The sequence below is a fragment of the Larkinella sp. C7 genome, from assembly GCF_006149005.1.
Lineage (GTDB): Bacteria > Bacteroidota > Bacteroidia > Cytophagales > Spirosomataceae > Larkinella.
Genome location: NZ_VBSL01000003.1, coordinates 227,876 through 246,925 on the forward strand (window position 1 = coordinate 227,876; position 19,050 = coordinate 246,925).

The 19,050-nt window shown below is 52.9% G+C and carries 15 protein-coding genes and 1 pseudogene; 6 read left to right on the forward strand and 10 right to left on the reverse strand.

Going from position 1 to position 19,050, the window contains the following annotated elements; translation table 11 throughout:
• Nucleotides 1-63 precede the first annotated feature (63 nt).
• Nucleotides 64-1,890, forward strand: a complete 1,827-nt coding sequence (locus FH871_RS09315) for a glycoside hydrolase family 2 protein (RefSeq protein WP_138991465.1) — start codon at nucleotides 64-66, stop codon at nucleotides 1,888-1,890.
• Between the two features lie 48 nt (nucleotides 1,891-1,938).
• On the opposite strand, the gene FH871_RS09320 is transcribed toward FH871_RS09315, so the two are convergent.
• The 10 genes from FH871_RS09320 to FH871_RS09360 form a co-directional block, all read right to left on the reverse strand.
• Nucleotides 1,939-2,661, reverse strand: coding sequence for a DUF72 domain-containing protein (locus FH871_RS09320; RefSeq protein ID WP_138991173.1), 723 nt, complete (start codon nucleotides 2,659-2,661; stop codon nucleotides 1,939-1,941).
• Nucleotides 2,662-2,791: 130 nt separating this feature from the next.
• Nucleotides 2,792-3,310: a hypothetical protein gene (locus FH871_RS09325; RefSeq protein ID WP_138991174.1), complete on the reverse strand. Its 519-nt coding sequence runs from the start codon at nucleotides 3,308-3,310 to the stop codon at nucleotides 2,792-2,794.
• Between the two features lie 7 nt (nucleotides 3,311-3,317).
• The gene (locus tag FH871_RS09330) at nucleotides 3,318-4,472 is read right to left on the reverse strand and encodes a zinc-dependent alcohol dehydrogenase (protein WP_138991175.1); all 1,155 of its coding nucleotides are present in this window, start codon (nucleotides 4,470-4,472) and stop codon (nucleotides 3,318-3,320) included.
• Between the two features lie 470 nt (nucleotides 4,473-4,942).
• The gene (locus tag FH871_RS09335) at nucleotides 4,943-5,974 is read right to left on the reverse strand and encodes a prolyl oligopeptidase family serine peptidase (protein ID WP_171062807.1); all 1,032 of its coding nucleotides are present in this window, start codon (nucleotides 5,972-5,974) and stop codon (nucleotides 4,943-4,945) included.
• On the reverse strand, nucleotides 5,946-6,905 hold the full coding sequence (locus FH871_RS09340) for a hypothetical protein (protein WP_138991177.1): 960 nt from the start codon (nucleotides 6,903-6,905) through the stop codon (nucleotides 5,946-5,948). The genes FH871_RS09335 and FH871_RS09340 overlap by 29 nt, the downstream gene beginning before the upstream one ends.
• A gap of 472 nt (nucleotides 6,906-7,377) precedes the next feature.
• Nucleotides 7,378-8,322, reverse strand: coding sequence for an SMP-30/gluconolactonase/LRE family protein (locus FH871_RS09345; RefSeq protein WP_138991178.1), 945 nt, complete (start codon nucleotides 8,320-8,322; stop codon nucleotides 7,378-7,380).
• A gap of 85 nt (nucleotides 8,323-8,407) precedes the next feature.
• Entirely contained in the window at nucleotides 8,408-8,539 is a 132-nt protein-coding gene (locus tag FH871_RS33975) for a hypothetical protein (RefSeq protein ID WP_255516899.1), read from the reverse strand.
• Nucleotides 8,536-9,432 carry an NAD(P)-dependent oxidoreductase gene (locus tag FH871_RS09350; protein ID WP_138991179.1) on the reverse strand — a complete coding sequence of 299 codons (897 nt, stop codon included), beginning with the start codon at nucleotides 9,430-9,432 and terminating at the stop codon, nucleotides 8,536-8,538. Before FH871_RS09350 ends, FH871_RS33975 begins: the two co-directional genes overlap by 4 nt.
• 341 nt (nucleotides 9,433-9,773) lie before the next feature.
• Complete coding sequence (locus tag FH871_RS09355; RefSeq protein WP_138991180.1) at nucleotides 9,774-11,135, reverse strand: hypothetical protein; 1,362 nt, start codon at nucleotides 11,133-11,135, stop codon at nucleotides 9,774-9,776.
• 511 nt (nucleotides 11,136-11,646) lie between these two features.
• Nucleotides 11,647-12,285 carry a TetR/AcrR family transcriptional regulator gene (locus FH871_RS09360; protein ID WP_138991181.1) on the reverse strand — a complete coding sequence of 213 codons (639 nt, stop codon included), beginning with the start codon at nucleotides 12,283-12,285 and terminating at the stop codon, nucleotides 11,647-11,649.
• An 84-nt stretch (nucleotides 12,286-12,369) separates the two neighbouring features.
• On the opposite strand from FH871_RS09360, the gene FH871_RS09365 reads away from it, so the two are divergent.
• The 5 genes and pseudogenes from FH871_RS09365 to FH871_RS09380 all read left to right on the forward strand — a co-directional run bounded on the left by FH871_RS09365 (nucleotide 12,370) and on the right by FH871_RS09380 (nucleotide 18,790).
• Nucleotides 12,370-12,801, forward strand: a complete 432-nt coding sequence (locus FH871_RS09365) for a cupin domain-containing protein (RefSeq protein WP_138991182.1) — start codon at nucleotides 12,370-12,372, stop codon at nucleotides 12,799-12,801.
• Between the two features lie 242 nt (nucleotides 12,802-13,043).
• Nucleotides 13,044-13,625, forward strand: coding sequence for a Crp/Fnr family transcriptional regulator (locus FH871_RS09370; RefSeq protein ID WP_138991183.1), 582 nt, complete (start codon nucleotides 13,044-13,046; stop codon nucleotides 13,623-13,625).
• Nucleotides 13,626-13,697: 72 nt separating this feature from the next.
• Entirely contained in the window at nucleotides 13,698-14,132 is a 435-nt protein-coding gene (locus FH871_RS09375) for a cupin domain-containing protein (protein ID WP_138991184.1), read from the forward strand.
• 482 nt (nucleotides 14,133-14,614) lie between these two features.
• Nucleotides 14,615-15,313, forward strand: a pseudogene (locus FH871_RS34150) (hypothetical protein); the annotation flags it as partial.
• A 30-nt stretch (nucleotides 15,314-15,343) separates the two neighbouring features.
• Nucleotides 15,344-18,790 carry a putative Ig domain-containing protein gene (locus FH871_RS09380; protein WP_229317159.1) on the forward strand — a complete coding sequence of 1,149 codons (3,447 nt, stop codon included), beginning with the start codon at nucleotides 15,344-15,346 and terminating at the stop codon, nucleotides 18,788-18,790.
• The last annotated feature ends 260 nt before the right edge of the window (nucleotides 18,791-19,050 follow it).

The following is a 19,050-nucleotide window of genomic DNA, read 5'->3' on the forward strand; positions in this document are numbered from 1 at the left end:
TTAAAACCGTCTTTGTCCGCGATCCACGCGGACAAAGACGGTTTTCACCATTTCACGTTTTATATGGAGTTTAAGCATCCCAACACCGGTTTTTCAGCGAGCCAATCCGAAAGTGCCGAACCGGTCAATCAACTGCCGAGAGCCGTTTTACGGTCCAATGATTTCATGCTACTCGATGGCGAATGGCGGTTTTTAGTCGATCCTGACGATCGGGGCATACAGGAACGATGGTTTTTAGGCCATTCGTTTGAAGGGACCGCCCACTGGCCCGGTGCCATTGAAGCCCATCTGGCACAGGCAAAAGATCAAACCGGGACAACGGCCTGGAAAGACAAGGTAGTGGCCTGGTATGAACGGGAATTTACCGCGCCTTCCCGCAGTGAATCAGCCGCCCGGTCGATGATTCAACTCACCTTCGGGGCTTGTGGCTACGAAACCCGGGTCTGGCTCAACGGCTATCCGCTCCGGACCATCGAAGATGAAGAGGTACATTTCGGAGAATACACGTCGTTCTCGTATGAATTGCCTGAAAGCTACCTGCGCCCGGAGAATCGGCTCACGGTTCGCATTGCCGACACCATGGATGCCGAAATTCCGCGGGGCAAACAGGAGTCCCACGTCTACAAGCGGGGCGGTATTTGGTACCAAACCTACACCGGAGCCGTCCGGAGCATATGGCTGGAAACTGTCGAGCGCAATCGGCTGCGGTCCCGCGTTGGCGTGGTTAGCATTGTGGAAGACCGGCTCGTGCGCTTCAGCCTGACCACCCGGATTCATGATCCGGGCGACTACGTATTGCGGTTGCAGTCTTTTGCCCCGGGATCGGCCACACCCCTGAGCAGTTCGGACTATCCCTTGCGCTTAGACGCCGGGCAAAAGCAGCAGCGGGTCGTGCTGGATCTGGAAGATGCCCAGCTTTGGTCACCCGAAAATCCCATCCGCTACAAACTCGTTGCCCAACTGATCGATCAGGAAGGGTATACCGCCCAAATTGAAACGCACTTCGGCCTGCGGAAAATAGAAGCCCGGGGGCGTTATGTGTACCTGAACAATGAACCGATTTACCTGGATGGTATTCTCTATCAGCCCGGCACAGCCACCTTTGAGGAAATGCAACGGCACATGCGGGCCATGAAAGCCCTGGGATGCAACCTGGTACGGGTGCATATTGCCGGAATTGATCCCCGGATTTATAACCTGGCCGATGAATTGGGTTTGCTGTTGTGGGTGGAAGTACCCAGCCCGCACGTCTCCACGGTTCGAAGTCGGGAAAACCACCGGGCCGAATTGCTGCGGATGGTGGCCCTGATCGGCACGCACCCCTCGGTGGTTATCTGGAGTCTGTATAACGAAGACTGGGGCGCTCAGGACATTGCGACCAACCCGGATACGCGCCGGTATATCGTGGATATGTACCACTATATGCAACTGGCGCATCCCCAGTTTCTGGTCGTTGACAACGATGGCTGGCAGCATGTGTCTTTCGAAGGACGGCTGAAATCGGATTTGCTGACCGCGCACCTGTATACACCCGATCTGGCCCACTGGCGGGCGTTGCTCGACCGACTGGCCGCGGGCGAGCTAACTGGCGTAGCCGCTTTTCCACTGGTGGTTGGCGATCCGTTTTTCTACCGGCGACAGGTACCGTTGGTGATCAGTGAGTGGGGCGGTTTTGGTTTTGCCGACTATGGTGGTCCCAACGACGCCAGCGAACGGGCGGAACGCATCGGGCTCTTCAAACGCGAATTGCGACAACACGCCATTGCCGGTGATATTTATACGCAGGCTACCAACATCGAAGAGGAACGCAATGGGCTGATCGACCCAAAAACCGGTGAACTGACCGTACCGGCGGGCTTACTGAATTCGAGGAATTTACCGCCAGCGTAGGTGCTGGCAACGGGTAACCGGTTCTAAGGACCGCCCGGCTGGGGCAAGCTACCGGTTTTCGAAAAGCTTTTTGAAGCGCAGGGCGTCCTGCAGCATGTGTATATTGTTGAAAAAGACATAAGCTGGCTGGTTTTCGGGCAGCAGTTCCAGCAAGTCGGACAGCTCCTGCTCTTCGTATTGATACCGCCAGCCCTGGCGTCCGTGCAGCCGGAAGTAACACTGTTCGGGAGTAACGGTTTGGGTGGTAAATGGATCGACAACGTGCCAGAGTTGCAGACTGTGGCAGAGGTCTTTCACGAGCTGACGATCCCACGCACCCCGGGGTTCCCACGCCAGATTGAGTTGCTGGCGGTCGATGCCGGAAAAGAAGCTTTCCAGATTCGCCACATTTTCCCGGGTCGGTTTGAAACTGGCGGGGCATTGAAACAGGACGGTTTTGGCTTTCAGGGCGTTGGCACAGGCGAGAGTGACTTGCCAGGCCTGTTGAACGACATCCGACGGTTTGAACGAACCAGCCTGCGGGCGTTCTTCTTCCGAAAGGTTTTTTTTCAACCGCTTATACGTCGGACTTCGGGCTTCGTGGGTAATGAGCTGCCAGGCTTTGATGGTGAATTCGAATTCGGGCGGCAGTTGTCGCTGCCAGTTCTCCAGCGTTGAAATCCGGGGTGGTTGGTAGAACGTCTGTTGCACTTCTACGCACGACAGGAGTTGGGCGTATTCGGTTTTGGGGCGCGGGAAACCGCAGGTGCCAATGTTCACCATAGTTGCCATCCACTCCTGAATAAAACAGGTAAAAACAAACCGGCTCTTTTCGACTCCATCTGAATAAGGTACATCAAAGTCGATCAGAACCCGACCGGTTTCTGATCGACTTTTCGAATAGGCGAACTTAGCGGTTTCCTTATTTCTTTCTTCGAAGAAACATAAAAACCGCCACGGTGACCGCTGTTCCGATGAGTACTTTTTTGGTTAGGCCCTGCGGGTCGTGTTTCCACTCCGCTTTCCAGCCTCTTTCGGCAAAAATATTGGGAATATGCCCCCGTTTGAAATCATCGATGATGCCCTCCACCATATTGACGCGGTCGGCCAGCAGCAGCGGGAGCCAGTGACCGTATTCGGACTCACTGTATTTGAAGGCATACCGGCGGATGGCCCCACTCAATCCGGAAGGCGGTGTCGACGTACCAAAAACCGCACTGATTGTCGGCCGTTCGATGGAACGCAGCACTTCCATGTCCACCGGTTGCTGGGTAGGTCGCTCCCAGGTGTTGCCCCTGTATTCGTCCAGTCCATCGATGCCGTCTATGCGGTTTCGAATAGGATACGTCGGATCGTTTTTTGGATCGGCATCGATGCCCCAGCCTTTGATGTGCGAATAGTCCTGGGCGATAGCCGGTAAATCGTTGGTTTTAGTTTCCATAGGAATTTTACATTCTGGCGGATGGTGGAATAAGAACGGGTTTGATGCAATTGTCGAGCTTACTGGAAAACATGCGATAAGCGTCGGCGGCTTCTTCCAGCGGAATGCGGTGGGTGATCAGCGCTTTGGGGTTTAAAATTCCATTCTGGACGTGCTCGATGAGCCTTGGCAACAGACGTTTGACCGAAGCCTGATTGGCTCGCAGCGTCAGGCCTTTGTTAACGACGTTGCCAATCGGAACCAGGTTGTCCGTGGGGCCATAGACACCTACAATAGACACAATTCCGCCTTTTTTGACGGAGTTAATGGCCCAGTGCAGCGCCGTAGCCGAACCCGCCTGTAGCAGGGTTTTTCGCCCCGTAATGGTTTGCAGGGCACTTCCGGCCGCTTCCGCGCCAACCGCATCGATCACCACATCGGCCCCCATCCAGTCGGTTATTTTCTTGATGAAAACGACCGGATCGTCCATTTCTTTAAAGTTGTAGACTTCGCAATTGGCGTAATTGCGAACAAACTCCAGCCGATACTCATATTGATCCAGGACAATGACCCGACCTGCCCCAAACAACCAGCAACACCGGGCGGCCATGATGCCTACCGGACCGGCACCAAAAACGACCACCGTATCACCGGGTTGAATCCCCGCCATCTCGGCAGCCTGATAGCCCGTTGGCACCACATCGGTCAGCATAACGGCATCATCCGGGTCCATCCCCGTTGGAATGACGGTTGGCCCCACGTTGGCATAGGGTACCCGGACAAATTCGGCCTGCCCGCCATCATATCCACCGCCGGTGTGAGAGTAGCCAAAAATACCACCCACCGCTGTCGCCTGTGTGTTCGATTCATGGCAGTTTCCGAAGAGTCCCTGCCGGCAAAAATGGCACTTGCCACAGGCAATGTTAAACGGCACCAGAACGTGATCACCGACTTTTACTTTGTGCACTTCCGAACCAATTTCTTCGACAATGCCGATAAATTCGTGGCCGAAGGTCATGCCGACCCGCGTATCCGGCACATTGCCATTGTAGAGGTGCAAATCAGAACCGCAGATACAGGAGCGGGTAACCCGCACAATCGCATCTTCGGGATGCTTGATTTCGGGCATGGGTTTGTGGCTGACACGAACCCGTTGTGGGCCGCGGTAATTTATGGCTAGCATAGCAATCGCTTTTACGTTTGTATTTTTGGAACTGGCTTCCGAATGGTTAACTACCAAAAAATAGGAGGGATTTAATTTAGTGAGCATTCGGCCCCTGGCGAGATTTCTCTGGATCTCTTCCAGCCAAGTTCATTAAACAACGGACAGCCGAACCAATCTGGCAACAAGTTCAGCTTCTGTCTTCAATTGGTGTTGGCCCCCAATTTGCTAAAGAAAGGTCTCCAGTCAAATGTAGCAAGTCCACAACCGGCTCAGAGCCGCCACCGCTCATTACTTTACCGACGAGCGGGAATGGAACGAACAGGGTCTGGAGCTTCTGGCAGACCACCATGACACCGGGCTTCAGCCTCGTATAACTATTTTGCGTTGCCGCACACGGGTGGCAACGGCATTACAATCCATTCGGTCCCGGACGAAGCCGACTACCGGATTTATACGCGGGTGATCGGCTGGTTGATCAGACGACCGGTTTATTTTCGTAAAACGGCTATGGAAGGTTTCGATTCTATAAAAAAGTAACTTACGGCGGTCAGCGAATACTGGTGGAACGTTCTGCTTTTGACGGAGGTGTCTACGAAATCCGTGGCATCGCCCGGTAATTCCGTTAGCAGGGTTTTATCCCGGAATAGTTTATAGTACCAGACGGTCCGGTCGGCACGCTGCGTCGGATTCGTCCAGGAAACGCGTACACCGTTGTCCTGAGGCCGTTGGCTTGGGTTTTCTGCCGGATCGGGCTCCGGACCGGTTTTGCTTTTCTGTTGAAGAAACAGCCACGTCGGCAGGCTTTTCTCCTGCGCTACGTTTTCCCAGCTGTTGTGCTTCACGCCGGGATATTCCGTGTAGCGCACGGTTTTTTTTCCCTGCCGAACCATTTCCCTGTAAATGTCTCTTGATAAACGCACGGGCACGACATCGTCGTCCGCACCGTGAAAAATCCAGAGGGGCGTTTTAATTCTGGATGCAACGGACTCGTTGGAGCCCCCACAAACGGCATACGCTGCGGCAAACTTGCCGGGCTCCTTAGCCAGAACGGAAAAGACGCCAAAACCGCCCATCGAGATTCCATACAGATACAGGCGGGATTTGTCGATCCCATAGTGCTTCACCAGTGAATCGACCAGCGCAAGCGTCTTACGCATTGCTGCCGTATGGGTGTCGGTCCAGGTATTGCCCCAGCCTTGTTCGGGCTCTTCGCATTTGGGGGTCAACACAAAGCAGGGGTGTTCGTTTTGAATCGATGCCTGGTACCAGATATTGTCCCGCGAAACCGTATCCCGGCTGCCGTGCAGGTAAACGATGAGCGGGTATACCTTGCCCCGTTGGTAATTCCGGGGCGTAAACAGGCCATAGCGAAGGCCCTGAAAATAGCTTTGCTGGTATTCTTTATGGTGCCAGGCGGTTTGGGCACAGGTGGGAAGTTGGAGCCATAATCCAAGCAGGAAAACGGTTCTCGACAGGCTTTTCACGGCGTTTTCAGGGTTCGAGGTAATTGTGGGTGCCAATTTCACGGTAAAGTCTGAGCGACTGATCCGGTTGTCGTTTCCAGATCCGGATGCCCTTGCCCTCGGTGCGACCGGCTACGTTGGCCCGGTGCCATTTTACTTTAAACATATCGTATTCCAGCGTATACCGTTCGAAAGCTTCAGACGCGTAGGTGTAACAACTGACCGAGTCGATCGTTACAACACCCCGGTTACTGTAGGCGATGAGGTACGGTTTGATTCGGAGCATGCCTGTCACCAGTTCCTCCGCATACGGTTTGAAGCTGCCATCTTCCGCAAAAAACGACGAACGCAGCGCACCGTTTCGGGTCTGCACCCCCTTTTCCATGAGCGCATTGTAGGCCTGTAATTCGACAGACGGTGTCCGAATGGTGTGGATTTCTGGTTCGTCCGGCTGTTTCCCGGTAGCGACGACCAGCCGTTTCGGATGGGTTACCGGGTGAAAAAAACCGTAGGCTACGCCCTGAAGTTTAATCGTTCCATCCGACTGAGCGCGCCAGATGTGCCAGTATTGGCCACGGTGCGTCTGGAGGCTGTCGCCCAACGCCGGGTCGATGAATTGTTTCCGGAAGGTACCCAGTTCAACAATGGTGCTGTCAGTGAGCCAGATCCATTCATCGGCCTTCTGCTGCAAAGTCCTGATGTGTTGCCGCTGAAAGAGTTCCTGATAAAATTCACGTATTTCCCGTAAACCCGTTCGGGTAAGCTGGTACTCCGGCATGACGATGGCGTTCGTGGCGTAATAGCTAAGAAAAACATCCAGATCATCGTTCTTTTCCGCTGTCACGAGGGCTTCGGAATGCTGTTGCAGCCGCTGTTGAATGGGTTCCGGTTTTCGGGGGACCGGTGCGGTGTTTCCTACACTCTGATTGACAAGCAGTATCACTACCCCCCACAGAGGGAGCCTGCTCCAGCGCCTACGATAGGTCATACGATGAATAATTTCTGACTGGGCCAACCGGTTCTATTAAACCGGTTTTCGGTCGAATGTAAGGGGTTGTTGGGCGGGAAGAAAATGGATTTGACTACCGGGCGGTTTGGCGGTACGAACGGCCTTTTTTTATTGACCAACCGGAAATTTGGCACGAACCCCTCGGCTGCCGGAATAGGCATAAAACCGCGACTGGCACCTTTGTTGGTTAACGGCGTTGGATCGACCCGGAGCTGACCAAAGGCGAGATACAGGAACTGATGCAGCCACGCGACGAATCGCTGATGAAAACCGAGGTCATTGAAAAATAATCTGTTCGTTCGTGTGACTTTTCGGGCCGTTCATACTCTCAATATTGATGATGATGCTATTTTCGTTTACAGCGCCGATTTTTAGTTGCGGCTACCGTCGCTCTTTGTCAACGGCACCGATCCCGTCAGGCCCTGTCAATTTTACAATGTGACTCCGATCGCTAAGGGATAAGAACCCGCGATACGGTAAACGGCAAAACGGGGGGTGTTGGCCCCATTCGCCGGTTGAGCTGGCCGTTGACAACCAGAAAATACGGCCCCGCTTTCGCCATCGTGGTATTAAACAGCAGATTATCGCCAAAACCCGTACCGACGGTGCCCTGCAAATAATCGCTGCTGAGCGTAACCGGGAAAAGCTGGTTGAGGGCGTTGCGGGAGACATACAGTGTGTTTTGCTCCAGCCACAACCCATCACCCGCCGTTACCGGCGTGGATAACTGAATTTCGGCAATGCTTTTGTCGGCGATACCGATCCGGTATAATTTGCCCACCGGCGAGATGACCAGAATCAGGTACTGGCCGTCCGGAGTCATTTCGATGCCGTTGGCGTTGACGCCCGTTGAAGCGTATGGAATCTGGGCGTCGGTAAACGTCAGCCACCGCTCGATCTCGCCCGGCTGGCTGGCGGCTACGCTGGTCCGGTAGACCTGCTGATTCCACGAGTCGGTGAAATACACGTACTGGTCATCCAGAATGCAGTCATTGATAAACCCGGTTGCCGAAAAAGCCGTCAAATCCCAATTTTTAAGGAGTGAGCCATCCGGATTCAGCACCTGGATTTTGTTCTGAGTCCCCCCGCAGACCCACAGACGCCCTTTGGCATCCAGTTTCAGGCCATTGCAGGTCGGTCGGCCCTGGGCAGAACCGGACGCAAACAAAGCGATGTTTCCGGTCTGGACGTCAACTTTCAGAATATCACCATTGCCAATGCTGCCGGTGTAAAAGACGCCCTGGTGGGCATCATAGGCAATGCCTTCCGGAAAAAACGTCTCTCCGGGAATGGGGTAACTTTCCAGTTTAATGGCAATGGGGGCGGTGATGTGGTCATTCAGGCAGGCGCTGCAGAGTACCAAAAGGAGAAGGACCAGCGTAAAGGAACGATTCATAGGATATGGGGTTAGCGATCAGACAGACTACCCCGCTAACTGCCAAAAGGCACGAACTGTTGCTGAATTTTACCGGCCGGTCGGGTCAGTTCAGAAATAAACCGCTTCCTCCACCGCGTGGATCGGGCTTGAAGGGCAATTTCTCCATCGTCCGCACTTCCAGCGAGGGACAGCCGAAATCAATCACCACCTTCCCTTCCAGAAAACCTTGCCTCATTTCACGTACTTCCGCCAGTTATGCTGTTCCTTAAAACCCAGCACTTCCCGGATTTTGCGATTGGAAAACAGGGCTTCATGCTCTTCCATTCCCCGACGGAAAGGCACGCCAGGAAAGAATTGTTCCGCCAGTTTTTTACTGGAAAGAAGAGCCCCATTGTGATCGTTTCCGGCATTGAACACTTGGTAGCCCAGCCCATCTTTTTGCAAACATAAGTCGACAATCTGGCCCAGGTCCCGCGCATCAATATAACAAAAAGCGTTACGGCGTCGTACTTCAGGGTGAGTCAGATAGTAGGGGAACAGTTCCTCGTATTCGTGGGGTTCAATTACATTGCCGATCCGAAGGGCATACACATCCGCGCCCGAGCGTCGCTGAAAGCTGCGGGCCGTTTGTTCATTGACCACCTTTGATAAACCGTAGCTATCCATAGGATCTACATCATAATCCTCTTCCAGGGGCAAGACTTTCGGGTTGGTTTGCCCATCCGAAAAGCAGATGCCATAGGTGGTCTCCGAGGAAGCAATAATAATTTTTCGAATCCCCAGTTTAACCGCGGCTTCAATCACATTGTAGGTCCCCAGGGTATTGACCCGAAAGGTTTCGTTATCGGGTTTGAGTAATATGCGGGGTACGGCGGCAAAATGAACGACGGCATCAAATTGGGGTATGCCCGTACCTGGCTCCAACTCGTCGAAGCTGGCATAGGCACTGAGCGCATTAAACATTTGACCCGAATCGGTCATGTCGGCTATCAAATTGGTGACTCCCGGGTGCTGCAACGGACTCAGGTCAACATTCATCACGGTATGGCCTTGCTCCAGTAAGTAGGCAATGACGTGCTTACCGGCCTTCCCTGACCCCCCGGTAAAACAGATTCGCTGTTTAGTCATAACTGTGTTTGGGTAAAACGATAAAGATAGTAAAGCAAACTAACTTATAAACCAAGGTCAATCCTTTATCCAGCTATGGATTGATGCCCCATTGATCCATCGTGCGAAGTTTACGAAGGTCAAGGTGCGCAAATTTTGATCTAGTCACCATAGCTTTCCCTACCTCATTTCTAAACGGGCACGAATCATGAAGGAAAAACAAGCTATTGAAAAGGGGCAAGGCAAGAAATGACAACCACCAGAGACACAAAACGGTATGTTTTATTTTCTACATAAATAGCCCCGCTTGTTGAGTAAGGAGAGGCCATTTGCGTGCGAAGCAGTAATGAAGGGTGGGTAGGTTAGGGTTCAGGTACATACCAGAATGGAATCATCACCAGTTCATCGGCTTCTTTTTTCCGGGGATCCTGCAGGGCCACGCGCAGCAGGTTGCGGCCTGTTTTAAGATTGCCCGGCACCAATACGGTTTGCCAGCCGCGTTGCTCCTGGATTCCGGCTTGGGTAAACAGCAGGTTAGGCTGGGCACAGACTGAATCGTTGACGGAGATGCGAATCAGCCGGTTGATCTGCTGGTTGCTCCAGATGGCATACTGCTGCCGACGCGCTTGCCTCGACAGCGTATCGCTCCAGACTGGTTCGGGCGCAACCTGCCTGAACAGCTTGTCGAGCGATTTGGGATAGGCAATGAACAAGCGTAAGTACGGTTCCCGAATCACGTCTGACTGGATGGAAGCCACACCAATAAACGCACCCTCGGGGCGCTGGTTGTCATAGACCGTGGGTTCGATGTAGAGACTATCAATTCGGGTCGAGTAAAGATGTCGGCTGTTGAAAAGTGTCATCCGCCCGCTGGTACGTGAGATATCGTTAAAGTATTCAAGGAAGAACACTACAAAAAATACCAACATGAAAACCGCTGCCGTCTGAAATAACTTGCCGGGCCGGATATTGCTGTAAAAAGTATTGGTAACATAGGAAGTGTGTTTATACATGCCCAGCATTATCAATTGCCCCAACTTCATAACCCGGTAGTTGAGTTGCATGCCCCTGGGGGTTTGTTTCACCTTCTTGTGATTTAACAAAAAAATGGCCAGGTAAAACACGGCAACCAGCGTGCCTAAAGCAATTTTGACCCCGAACCAGACGTTGGCGGGTACGTTGGGTTGAACAACCAGGTAGATCAGTAACCCCAGTACGTAGAGTAGGGCTACCACCACCAGCAGGAACACGAATTGAAAAGCGAGGGCAAACACGATGTTGCAGCGTTTGTCGAGCCAGAGAATATAGCGGTCCAGTGGGCCAAGCTCGTCGGCAAGGCGTTTTTGCGCATAAGGCGTAGAGAACGGAATACGGTCGTAGTGAATGCCTGACGGAAAAACGGCCAGCAGGCCTACCAGACCCACCCAAAACGCCCGCATCACAAAATTGGCCAGAAAAGCCGCAAACAAGACGTGACAGGTGGCCCGAATCAGGCTGTAGGCCAGCGACGGCAACATAACCGCTGCGCCATCGGTGTGGGTCATGTAATTATACCGGAGGTAGCTGAAGGCCGACTCCAGCAGATCGGGCAACTGGAGGATGGCGAACATCGCAACGCCGGAGATGGCTAATTCGAGGTTCCAGCTCTGAGTGGTTAATTCCCGGAGCTTGTCTTGCTCGTCAGGTGTAAGTTGTGAAGCAGGCGATGGGTTGTTACCAGACATGAATGATCGTGTGTGCTGATGGTTACAATCTATGGTGCATAATCATCTTTATCGTAGCCAAAGTACGAAAACTTCAAGCTAAATACGCGTTGATACACCGTTTCATGAACGCCCGCTCGGGCACCGTCCGCGGCTGCGGGCCCCGCGTTTTCCCCAGGCAGTACCCTGCCATGCTCCACAGCCCTTCTTGACCTAATCCAACAGTCGCAACCGGGATAGGGGGCACCGCGATGCACTGCAGACTGTATTACAAACGATTACCACCAATGTACAGAAGTAAAACACCAAAAGTATCTTGTCGCTTTAAACGCCTAGGTAGGTGTCCGGTTTATTGGAATGAATTAATTTTCAGGTTAAAAATCTGTATCTCTGCTGCCTTCCGTAAAGCCCATCAACTAAGGAATAAAATCAGGGGATGGGACCCCAATCTTTTAAATAGCGATCAGCAATGGCGACTGGAAAACCTGACCAAGGTTTGTCAATTTTAACGACCGGTTTTCCAGTCATTCAACTACTCCCTGGAATGACTTTGATCCAGTGAGTGCCCATCCACCCCCATACCCTTCAGGATCATGGTTAGTGCCCACTGTAGCAACTCCTGAGAAGCTTCATTACTTAAACCATTGACATCCTTGTTGGCTATCAATGGTTCGATGCCAGAGAGTACCGTAATGATCTGTTTGAGCCGATTGTAGTTTTCTACTCCGATCTGCTTGATGTAAGGCTGAAGTATCGCTTCCAGAGCCGCTGGTCGCCGAGCTCCGCGTAAGGGCCCCGAAGAACCCGCCTGGATCGACTCATTCAGCACCACACTCAGATACTTGCGTAAAGTCGTTTCGTGGAGCTGGGCATGGGCATTAAAATATCCTTGCACGTAAAGCAGTGATTCTGGCAGGCCCATCGATTGGGTGTCCGCCATGAAGTCAGCTGGCTGCTTCACCCGCAGTGACAGGGCCGCTTCAGTATACAAAAGATCCACATCAGAGTAGTAGCGGTAGATGGTCGCCCGCGAGATGTTCATTGCCTTAGCAACCTCCTCCAGGGAAACCAGCGTCCCGGTTTCCAGCATATGCTGAGCAGTCTCCAGAATTCGGTTGCGCGTCGCTAGTTTCTGCTTAATCCGGCCGGTCGTAAATTTTTCCTTTTTCATGAGACAAATATCTCATAAAATTTGCAAATGCGCTAATCGCATTCTTACATTTGTGAGACAGTAATCTCATAATAAACATTAATCATGAATAAACAACTCGTGTGCCTGGGCCATCAAATGACCCTGCATAATCCTTCGGGCAACTTTGATATGATCGAAGGGCTAACTCCTCCCAATGTGCCCGGCCCTCCGCCCCATTATCATGCGGGTTACTCGGAACTGTTTTATGTACTGGAAGGGAAAATGGAATTTATGCTGGATGGTAAGACGGTTCTGGTTCAACCAGGCGAATCGATCGATGTTCCGGCGAACACCTTGCACACGTTCAAAAATGCCGGCGATGGTCCCTGCCGGTGGATGAACATTCACAGTCCGAAGGGATTTTTATCGTTTTTCGAGAAGTTTGGTGTGGATGCCATGCGGGAGGACGCCTTTGCCCAATCAGTCGATGGCCAGATCATTCAGGCAGTGCTCCAGGAAGCCGCCGACTATGATATGCATATCAAATTACCGTAATCGCTCAATTCAAGTGGACGTTCTTTCGTCACTTGCCCATCTTCCACAAGAAAGCCTCTTGCCCGTAACGGCAGAGGCTTCCAGGTGACTGTCGCTGGCCTGAGATAACCTGGCATGAAGGGTGTCCAGGCTGGTTCAGTGTGCGGCAAAACGGCAAACTCATCCTGTATAATCCATCCTTCAAATCAAAAATCGGTCGATGATCTATCCCGACCCGTTAGCCGAAGTTTCATCATTTCCCTATGGACCCTCACCTACTGCTTAAAACGTTACAGGAAAGGCACCATTTTCCCCAAGAAGAGTTCCAGAAATTCATTCTGCTTTTTCAGGAGCGATTTGTTCCTAAAAATGAATTGCTCTTTATACAGGATTCCGTGGTCAAACACCTGGCATTTGTCTTGAAAGGCTGCCTCAGACAATACCACAACACCCCGGAAGGAACCGAACGAACCCTATTTTTTGCCGAAGAAGGATGGTGGTGTGGCGAAATGGATAGCTTCATCAACCGCACTCCCTCAACCATGAGCATGCAGGCGCTGGAAGATTGCCAGTTGATTTATCTCAACCGGGAAAACTGGGAATATGCCACCCGAACGATTCCGGACTATGCGCTTTACCAGATTATCAACCGGGGGCGCACCGTGGCCTGGCTTAAAAACAGGCTCAGCAACATGACAACGGAAACGCCGGACGAAAAATACCGCCGAATTCTGAAAGAATCCCCCCACTGGATCAACCGCTTACCCCAATACCACATCGCCAGTTATTTAGGCGTAACCCCCGAAACGCTCAGCCGCATTCGAAAAAGAAACCGGCCCTTGTGAAATTTCTTGATCCGGATCAATTTTTTAGCGACTCCCGGTAAGTTGCTTTGTCCTATCGTTAAAAAATAACATATGAAACCTTGTGAAGTAATCAGTCTGGGTAATGGTCTGGAAATCCATTTTTGTTTGGATGCGGCCGACACCAACGCCCAGTTTACATTGTTTAAAGTGATAATTCATCCCAATGCAAAAGTTCCGGCTGCACACTATCATGACAATTTCGATGAAACCCTGTACGGCTTAAAAGGATCACTCACGCTGATGGTGGATGACCAAATCATGCAACTCCGGCCCGGTGATCATTGCTTTATTAAAAGAGGCCGGATTCACAGCTTCACTAACAACACCAATGAGACGGTAGAAATCCTGGCCTATGCCAATCCCGGCGTGTTCACAGCCAATTACTTCAAAGACATTCTGGGGGTATTAAAGGCCGGTGGTCCGCCGGATATGGGCCGGTTGAAAGCCATCATGCTGGAGCATGGCCTGGTGCCCGTGGCTAGCTAACCATCCAGTTCCGGCTATTCACCCGGTTCGATCAGCCGATTTGCTGGCGCATTCTAGGATATTCGGGCGATTACGGATGAGCCTGCCGTTTCTGGGGGTCATTTCAGCCCGTCGGAACAGGGGCTACCGCCGTCGGCCGCCCATTGTGTAACCTTTTTTGTCCATCCTGTAGACTTGCAAGGTTATTTTCAAACGATCGTTTACACCCGAAGGCAAGTGGCGCATGGACCTGCAATTTTCCTCCTTTTTGACTGTCTCGACGAGCGATTTTAGGGCATTTCTCAATGTAGTACCCGGTTTTTTCTCCTGATACGGTTGGCCGTTTTTGACAGCCGATTTGACAAGTGATTTGGTGCCCGCAACCGTAAAAAGCTCGTGTATCGGCTCATTGAGTCGCCAGCGACACGGATCCATTCGGGCCAGCGACATCCCACGTTTATTACAGTTTTCGTACCCTTTAGCTTTCTTAATTTTATTAATCGATGAAACAACCTTTTACTTTGTTTAGGCTCAGCGCTTTTTTGGGGCAGACCAGCCTGTCCTACTGGTGGGCATGCGTTTTTTTACTAGTGAGTAATGCCTCGTTGGCTCAATATATTGACCAGGAATTTAGTTCTGGCTCGGGAGCCAATGGGGCCGTTCGTAGTGTTGTCCTACTCGGAAACGGTAAAATTCTGATCGGGGGAGATTTCACCCAATACAATGGGACAACGCGCAATGGTATTGCCCGGCTCAACGCTGATGGAACGTTGGATACAAGCTTTGACCCGGGTTCAGGAGCCGATGGGTCCGTTCGTGTTGTTGCCTTACAGGGAAACGGTAAAATTCTGATCGGGGGAAATTTCACCCAGTACAATGGAATAACGCGCAACCGAATTGCCCGACTTAATGCCGATGGGATTCTTGATAAAAGCTTTGACCCTGGAGCAGGACCAAATGGTGAAATTCGCAGTTTAGCCCTGCAAGGGACTGGTAAAATCCTGATCGGTGGCGGATTTACGGGATACGGCGGAGAAACCCGCTTCTTTTTCACGCGACTTCATACCGATGGAAGTTTGGACACAGACTTTAATCCCGGCGGTTTTGGTCCAAATAGTAACGTTGAAAGTATAGCCCTGCTTGGGACTGACAAGATCCTGATCGGAGGAATTTTTAGCCATTACAACAGAACGTCTCGTGGTCGGGTTGCCCGGCTCAACGCTGATGGAACGTTGGATACAAGTTTTGACCCCGGTTCAGGCGCCGATAATATAGTGTTTAGTGTAGCCGTTCTGGAGAGCGGAAAAGCGTTGGTTGGGGGGCAGTTTACCCAATTCAATGGGACGACTCGCAATGGCATGGTCCGACTCAACACCGATGGCAGCCTGGACACGGATTTTGACCCCAACGCGGGCGTCAACGCCCGGGTTCAATGCATGACCGTGCAGGGGAACGGCAAAATTCTGATTGGTGGCGCCTTTACCAGATATGATGAAATTTTCCGCAGCTGTATTGCGCGGATCAATGCCAATGGGAGCCTGGATACAGACTTTGATCCCGGTTCAGGAGCAAATAATGAACTCTTTAGTTTAGTCCTTCAGCCGGATGGCGATATTCTGATGGGAGGAACGTTTGTCCGATACAACGGAACGACTTGCAATCGAATTGCCCGGCTTACCAGTTCGCCGGCCCCGCTAACACTTAGCGGCTTTGGCTCCCCGTCAGCCTCGGTGTGTGTGGGTGCAGTCACTACCTTTACCGCTACCGTTGGTAATATCACGGGTAGTTATGCCTACACCCTCACGAATGGAATAGATGTTACTCGTCAGGGGACCAGTACGAATCCTGCTTTTTCGGAGAACATTACCATCGGTAGTTCAACCAGTCCCCAAGCCTTTACGTTAACAGTCAATAACGCGGGTGTAAGTAAATCGGCTACGGTGTTGCTTACGGTGAACCCGCTACCCAACGCGGCCTTTTCCGGACTTGGTACTTCCTACTGCGCCGATGTCACTCCCGTTACATTAATCCCAACAACCGCTGGCGGCATCTTCAGTGGTCCCGGTGTTTCAGGAACCACCTTTTCGCCTTCCAATGCCGGTAATGGGGGAGCAATTATGTACACAGTAACTGTGAATGGCTGTGCCAACTCCAGTACCCGGAACGTGGTGGTAAACCCCGTGCCCACCGCGACCATTTCACCTTCAAGTGCGACCTTGACCTGTGCCAGTCCAACGGTGAGTTTGACCGCCAGCGGGGGAGGGACTTACCGTTGGGAAAATAATTCGACCAATGCGGTTCGAACCGTGACCACGGCGGGGACGTATTCGGTCACCGTCACAGCGGGCAATGGTTGTTCGGCCACGGCCAGTGTGACCATCACCGGCAATACGAGCGCGCCAACGGTGAGCATCAGTCCGTCCAATCCGGTTTTATCCTGCGCCAGTCCGAGCGTGAGCTTATCCGCCGTGGGGAGCGGAGCGGTTTTGTGGTCGAACGGAGCAACCACGCCCACCATTGCCGTGACCACGGCGGGGACGTATTCGGTGACGTTAACCTCAGGCAATGGTTGTTCGGCCACGGCCTGGGTAATGGTGTCTGGAAATACTGCTGCGCCTGAGCGCCCCAATCTGATCAGTACCACCGTCACCCAGGGAGACCCCGCCATCACCCTCACAGCCAGTAATTGTACCGGAATACTCGCCTGGGACGGACCTGATGGCACCACCGGGACCGGTCCGATTTCCGTGCCCACCGTCACTCCGGGAAGTTTCGTCTATCAGGCGACTTGTGTCCTCAACGGATGCATGAGTGAACCTGGGAGTGCCACCGTCGTGGTCTCGAGCCGCGTCGTTACAGGTTCATTCGAAGGCTTTGTCTACGGAGCTGATTGCTCCTCGTTCCGGGGTTGGGTCTGGGATCGCAACCAGCCCAATACTGCTATTTCCGTCGATATCCTGGAGGGAACCTCCGTCATTACCACCCTGATGGCCGACCAGCTTCGGCCCGATCTGGCCGAGGCTGGCAAGGGCAATGGTAAACACGCCTTTCGCTGGGCCATTCCAGAAGCGCTCAAAGACGGGGCATCACACAGCCTCTGGGCTCGGGTGACGGGTAACGGCTTTGCGCTGAAAGACGGCCCCAAAACCATTCGCTGCCAGACCGCCAATCCGGAGGGAAACCAACCCCCACTGCCCCCGGCCTCGATTTCTCCGCTGATAGCTCAGGTTGAGGTGTCTTTTTCGGCCACGCTGCCGGTTTTCTCCGATCCGGAGGGCGAACCGCTCACCTATGGGTTGACAGGTTTGCCAACGTCCCTTCAGTTTAATGCGGAAACCCGTACCATCACCGGCACACCCACTGAAGCGGGCAGTTGGACGCTGAATTATCAGTCCACTGATGCCCAAAATGCCCGTGTCAGCATCCAGATTCAGCTGACAGTAAATCCATCATCCACTGCGCCGGTGGCGGGAAACTTCGAGGGCTACCTCGACAAAGTGGAGTGTGAATCGATCCGGGGCTGGGTGTGGGACCGCAATAAACCCCATGACGCGCTTACCGTCGAATTCCTGGCCGATGGGCAGTCGATCGGATCGGTGCGGGCCGACATCTTCCGGCAGGACCTGAAGGAAGCCGGGAAAGGCAATGGCTACCACGTTTATTCCTTCCCGACACCGGCATCGGTCAAAACCGGTCGGGCGGTTTCGATCAGTGCCAGGGTGCTGGGCAGTGCGTATGTCCTCAAACAGGCACCCAAATCGCTGACCTGTCCCTCTAGTGAGCCCCCGGTCAATCACCCCCCGTTGGTTCCGGTGGTTTCCCCTCTGGTGGCTACGGTCAACACGGCCTTGGCGGTCACCCTGCCTGCCTTTACTGATCCGGAAGGGAGCGCCTTGACTTATACGCTGACGGGCTTGCCCGTTCCGCTCCACTTCACAGCCGCAAATCGACTGCTGGATGGAACTCCGCTTGAAGCGGGCAGTTACACCCTGTTTTATGAAGCTACGGATGGGCAAGGTTCTTCGAGCCGCCTGACTATTTCTCTGGTAGTGAATCCAGCTTCGTCCGATCCGGTGACGGGCAGCTTTGAGGGGTTTCTCGACAAGCTGGATTGCGGGGGCATCCGGGGTTGGGTGTGGGACCGCAACAAGCCCAATACCCCACTGACGGTCGAGTTTTACCTTGAACCCAGTCCGGGGAATGTGACGGTGTTAGGCAGCACCGTGGGCAGTATTTTCCGGCAAGACCTGAAGGATGCGGGCAAAGGAAATGGTGCCCATGCCTACAATTTCACCCCGCCGTCCAGTATGGCCAACGGAACTCAGGTGTTTGCCCGGGTGCTGGGATCAACGTATCAGCTGAAAGGTTCGCCGAAGGCATTCCAATGCAATGCCCCGGCGCGCTTATCAGCCGAAGAAGACCCTCAACTACAGGTGACGGTGCTGGGCAATCCGGTGAGTCGGGAACAGGTCGTGGTGGAAGTGCGGGGAGGACAGGGCCAGCCGCTGCGGTTGGTCTTGTTTGATCCAAAGGGACAACTGGTGACGGAACGGGTTATCGGTCAGACCCAGGCGGTCGAACACCAGACGCTGGTATTTGGCGCTCGCCGGGCGGGCCTGTTGCTGCTGCAGGTCATCAGCGGCCAACAGACGCGAACGGTGAAGGTACTTATTCCTTAAACACCTGGTGGGTGGGTAACATCGGCTCTGACCCCAGCAGTCAGAGCCGATGTTGGTTTGGTCGGCACCAGGAATTGAGGTAAACCCATTCCGATGCAGGGAAATTGGGTCAGGCCGACAGTGGAGGCATTTGAAAAAAACTAGAATGGCTCCAGCCATGAACCGATTTGTATCGACCCGGGAGATGTATCGTTACAGTTAGCTTACCCAACCAGGAAGGCACAAACCCGGAAGGTGGTAACCGGAACGTAAATCCGCCC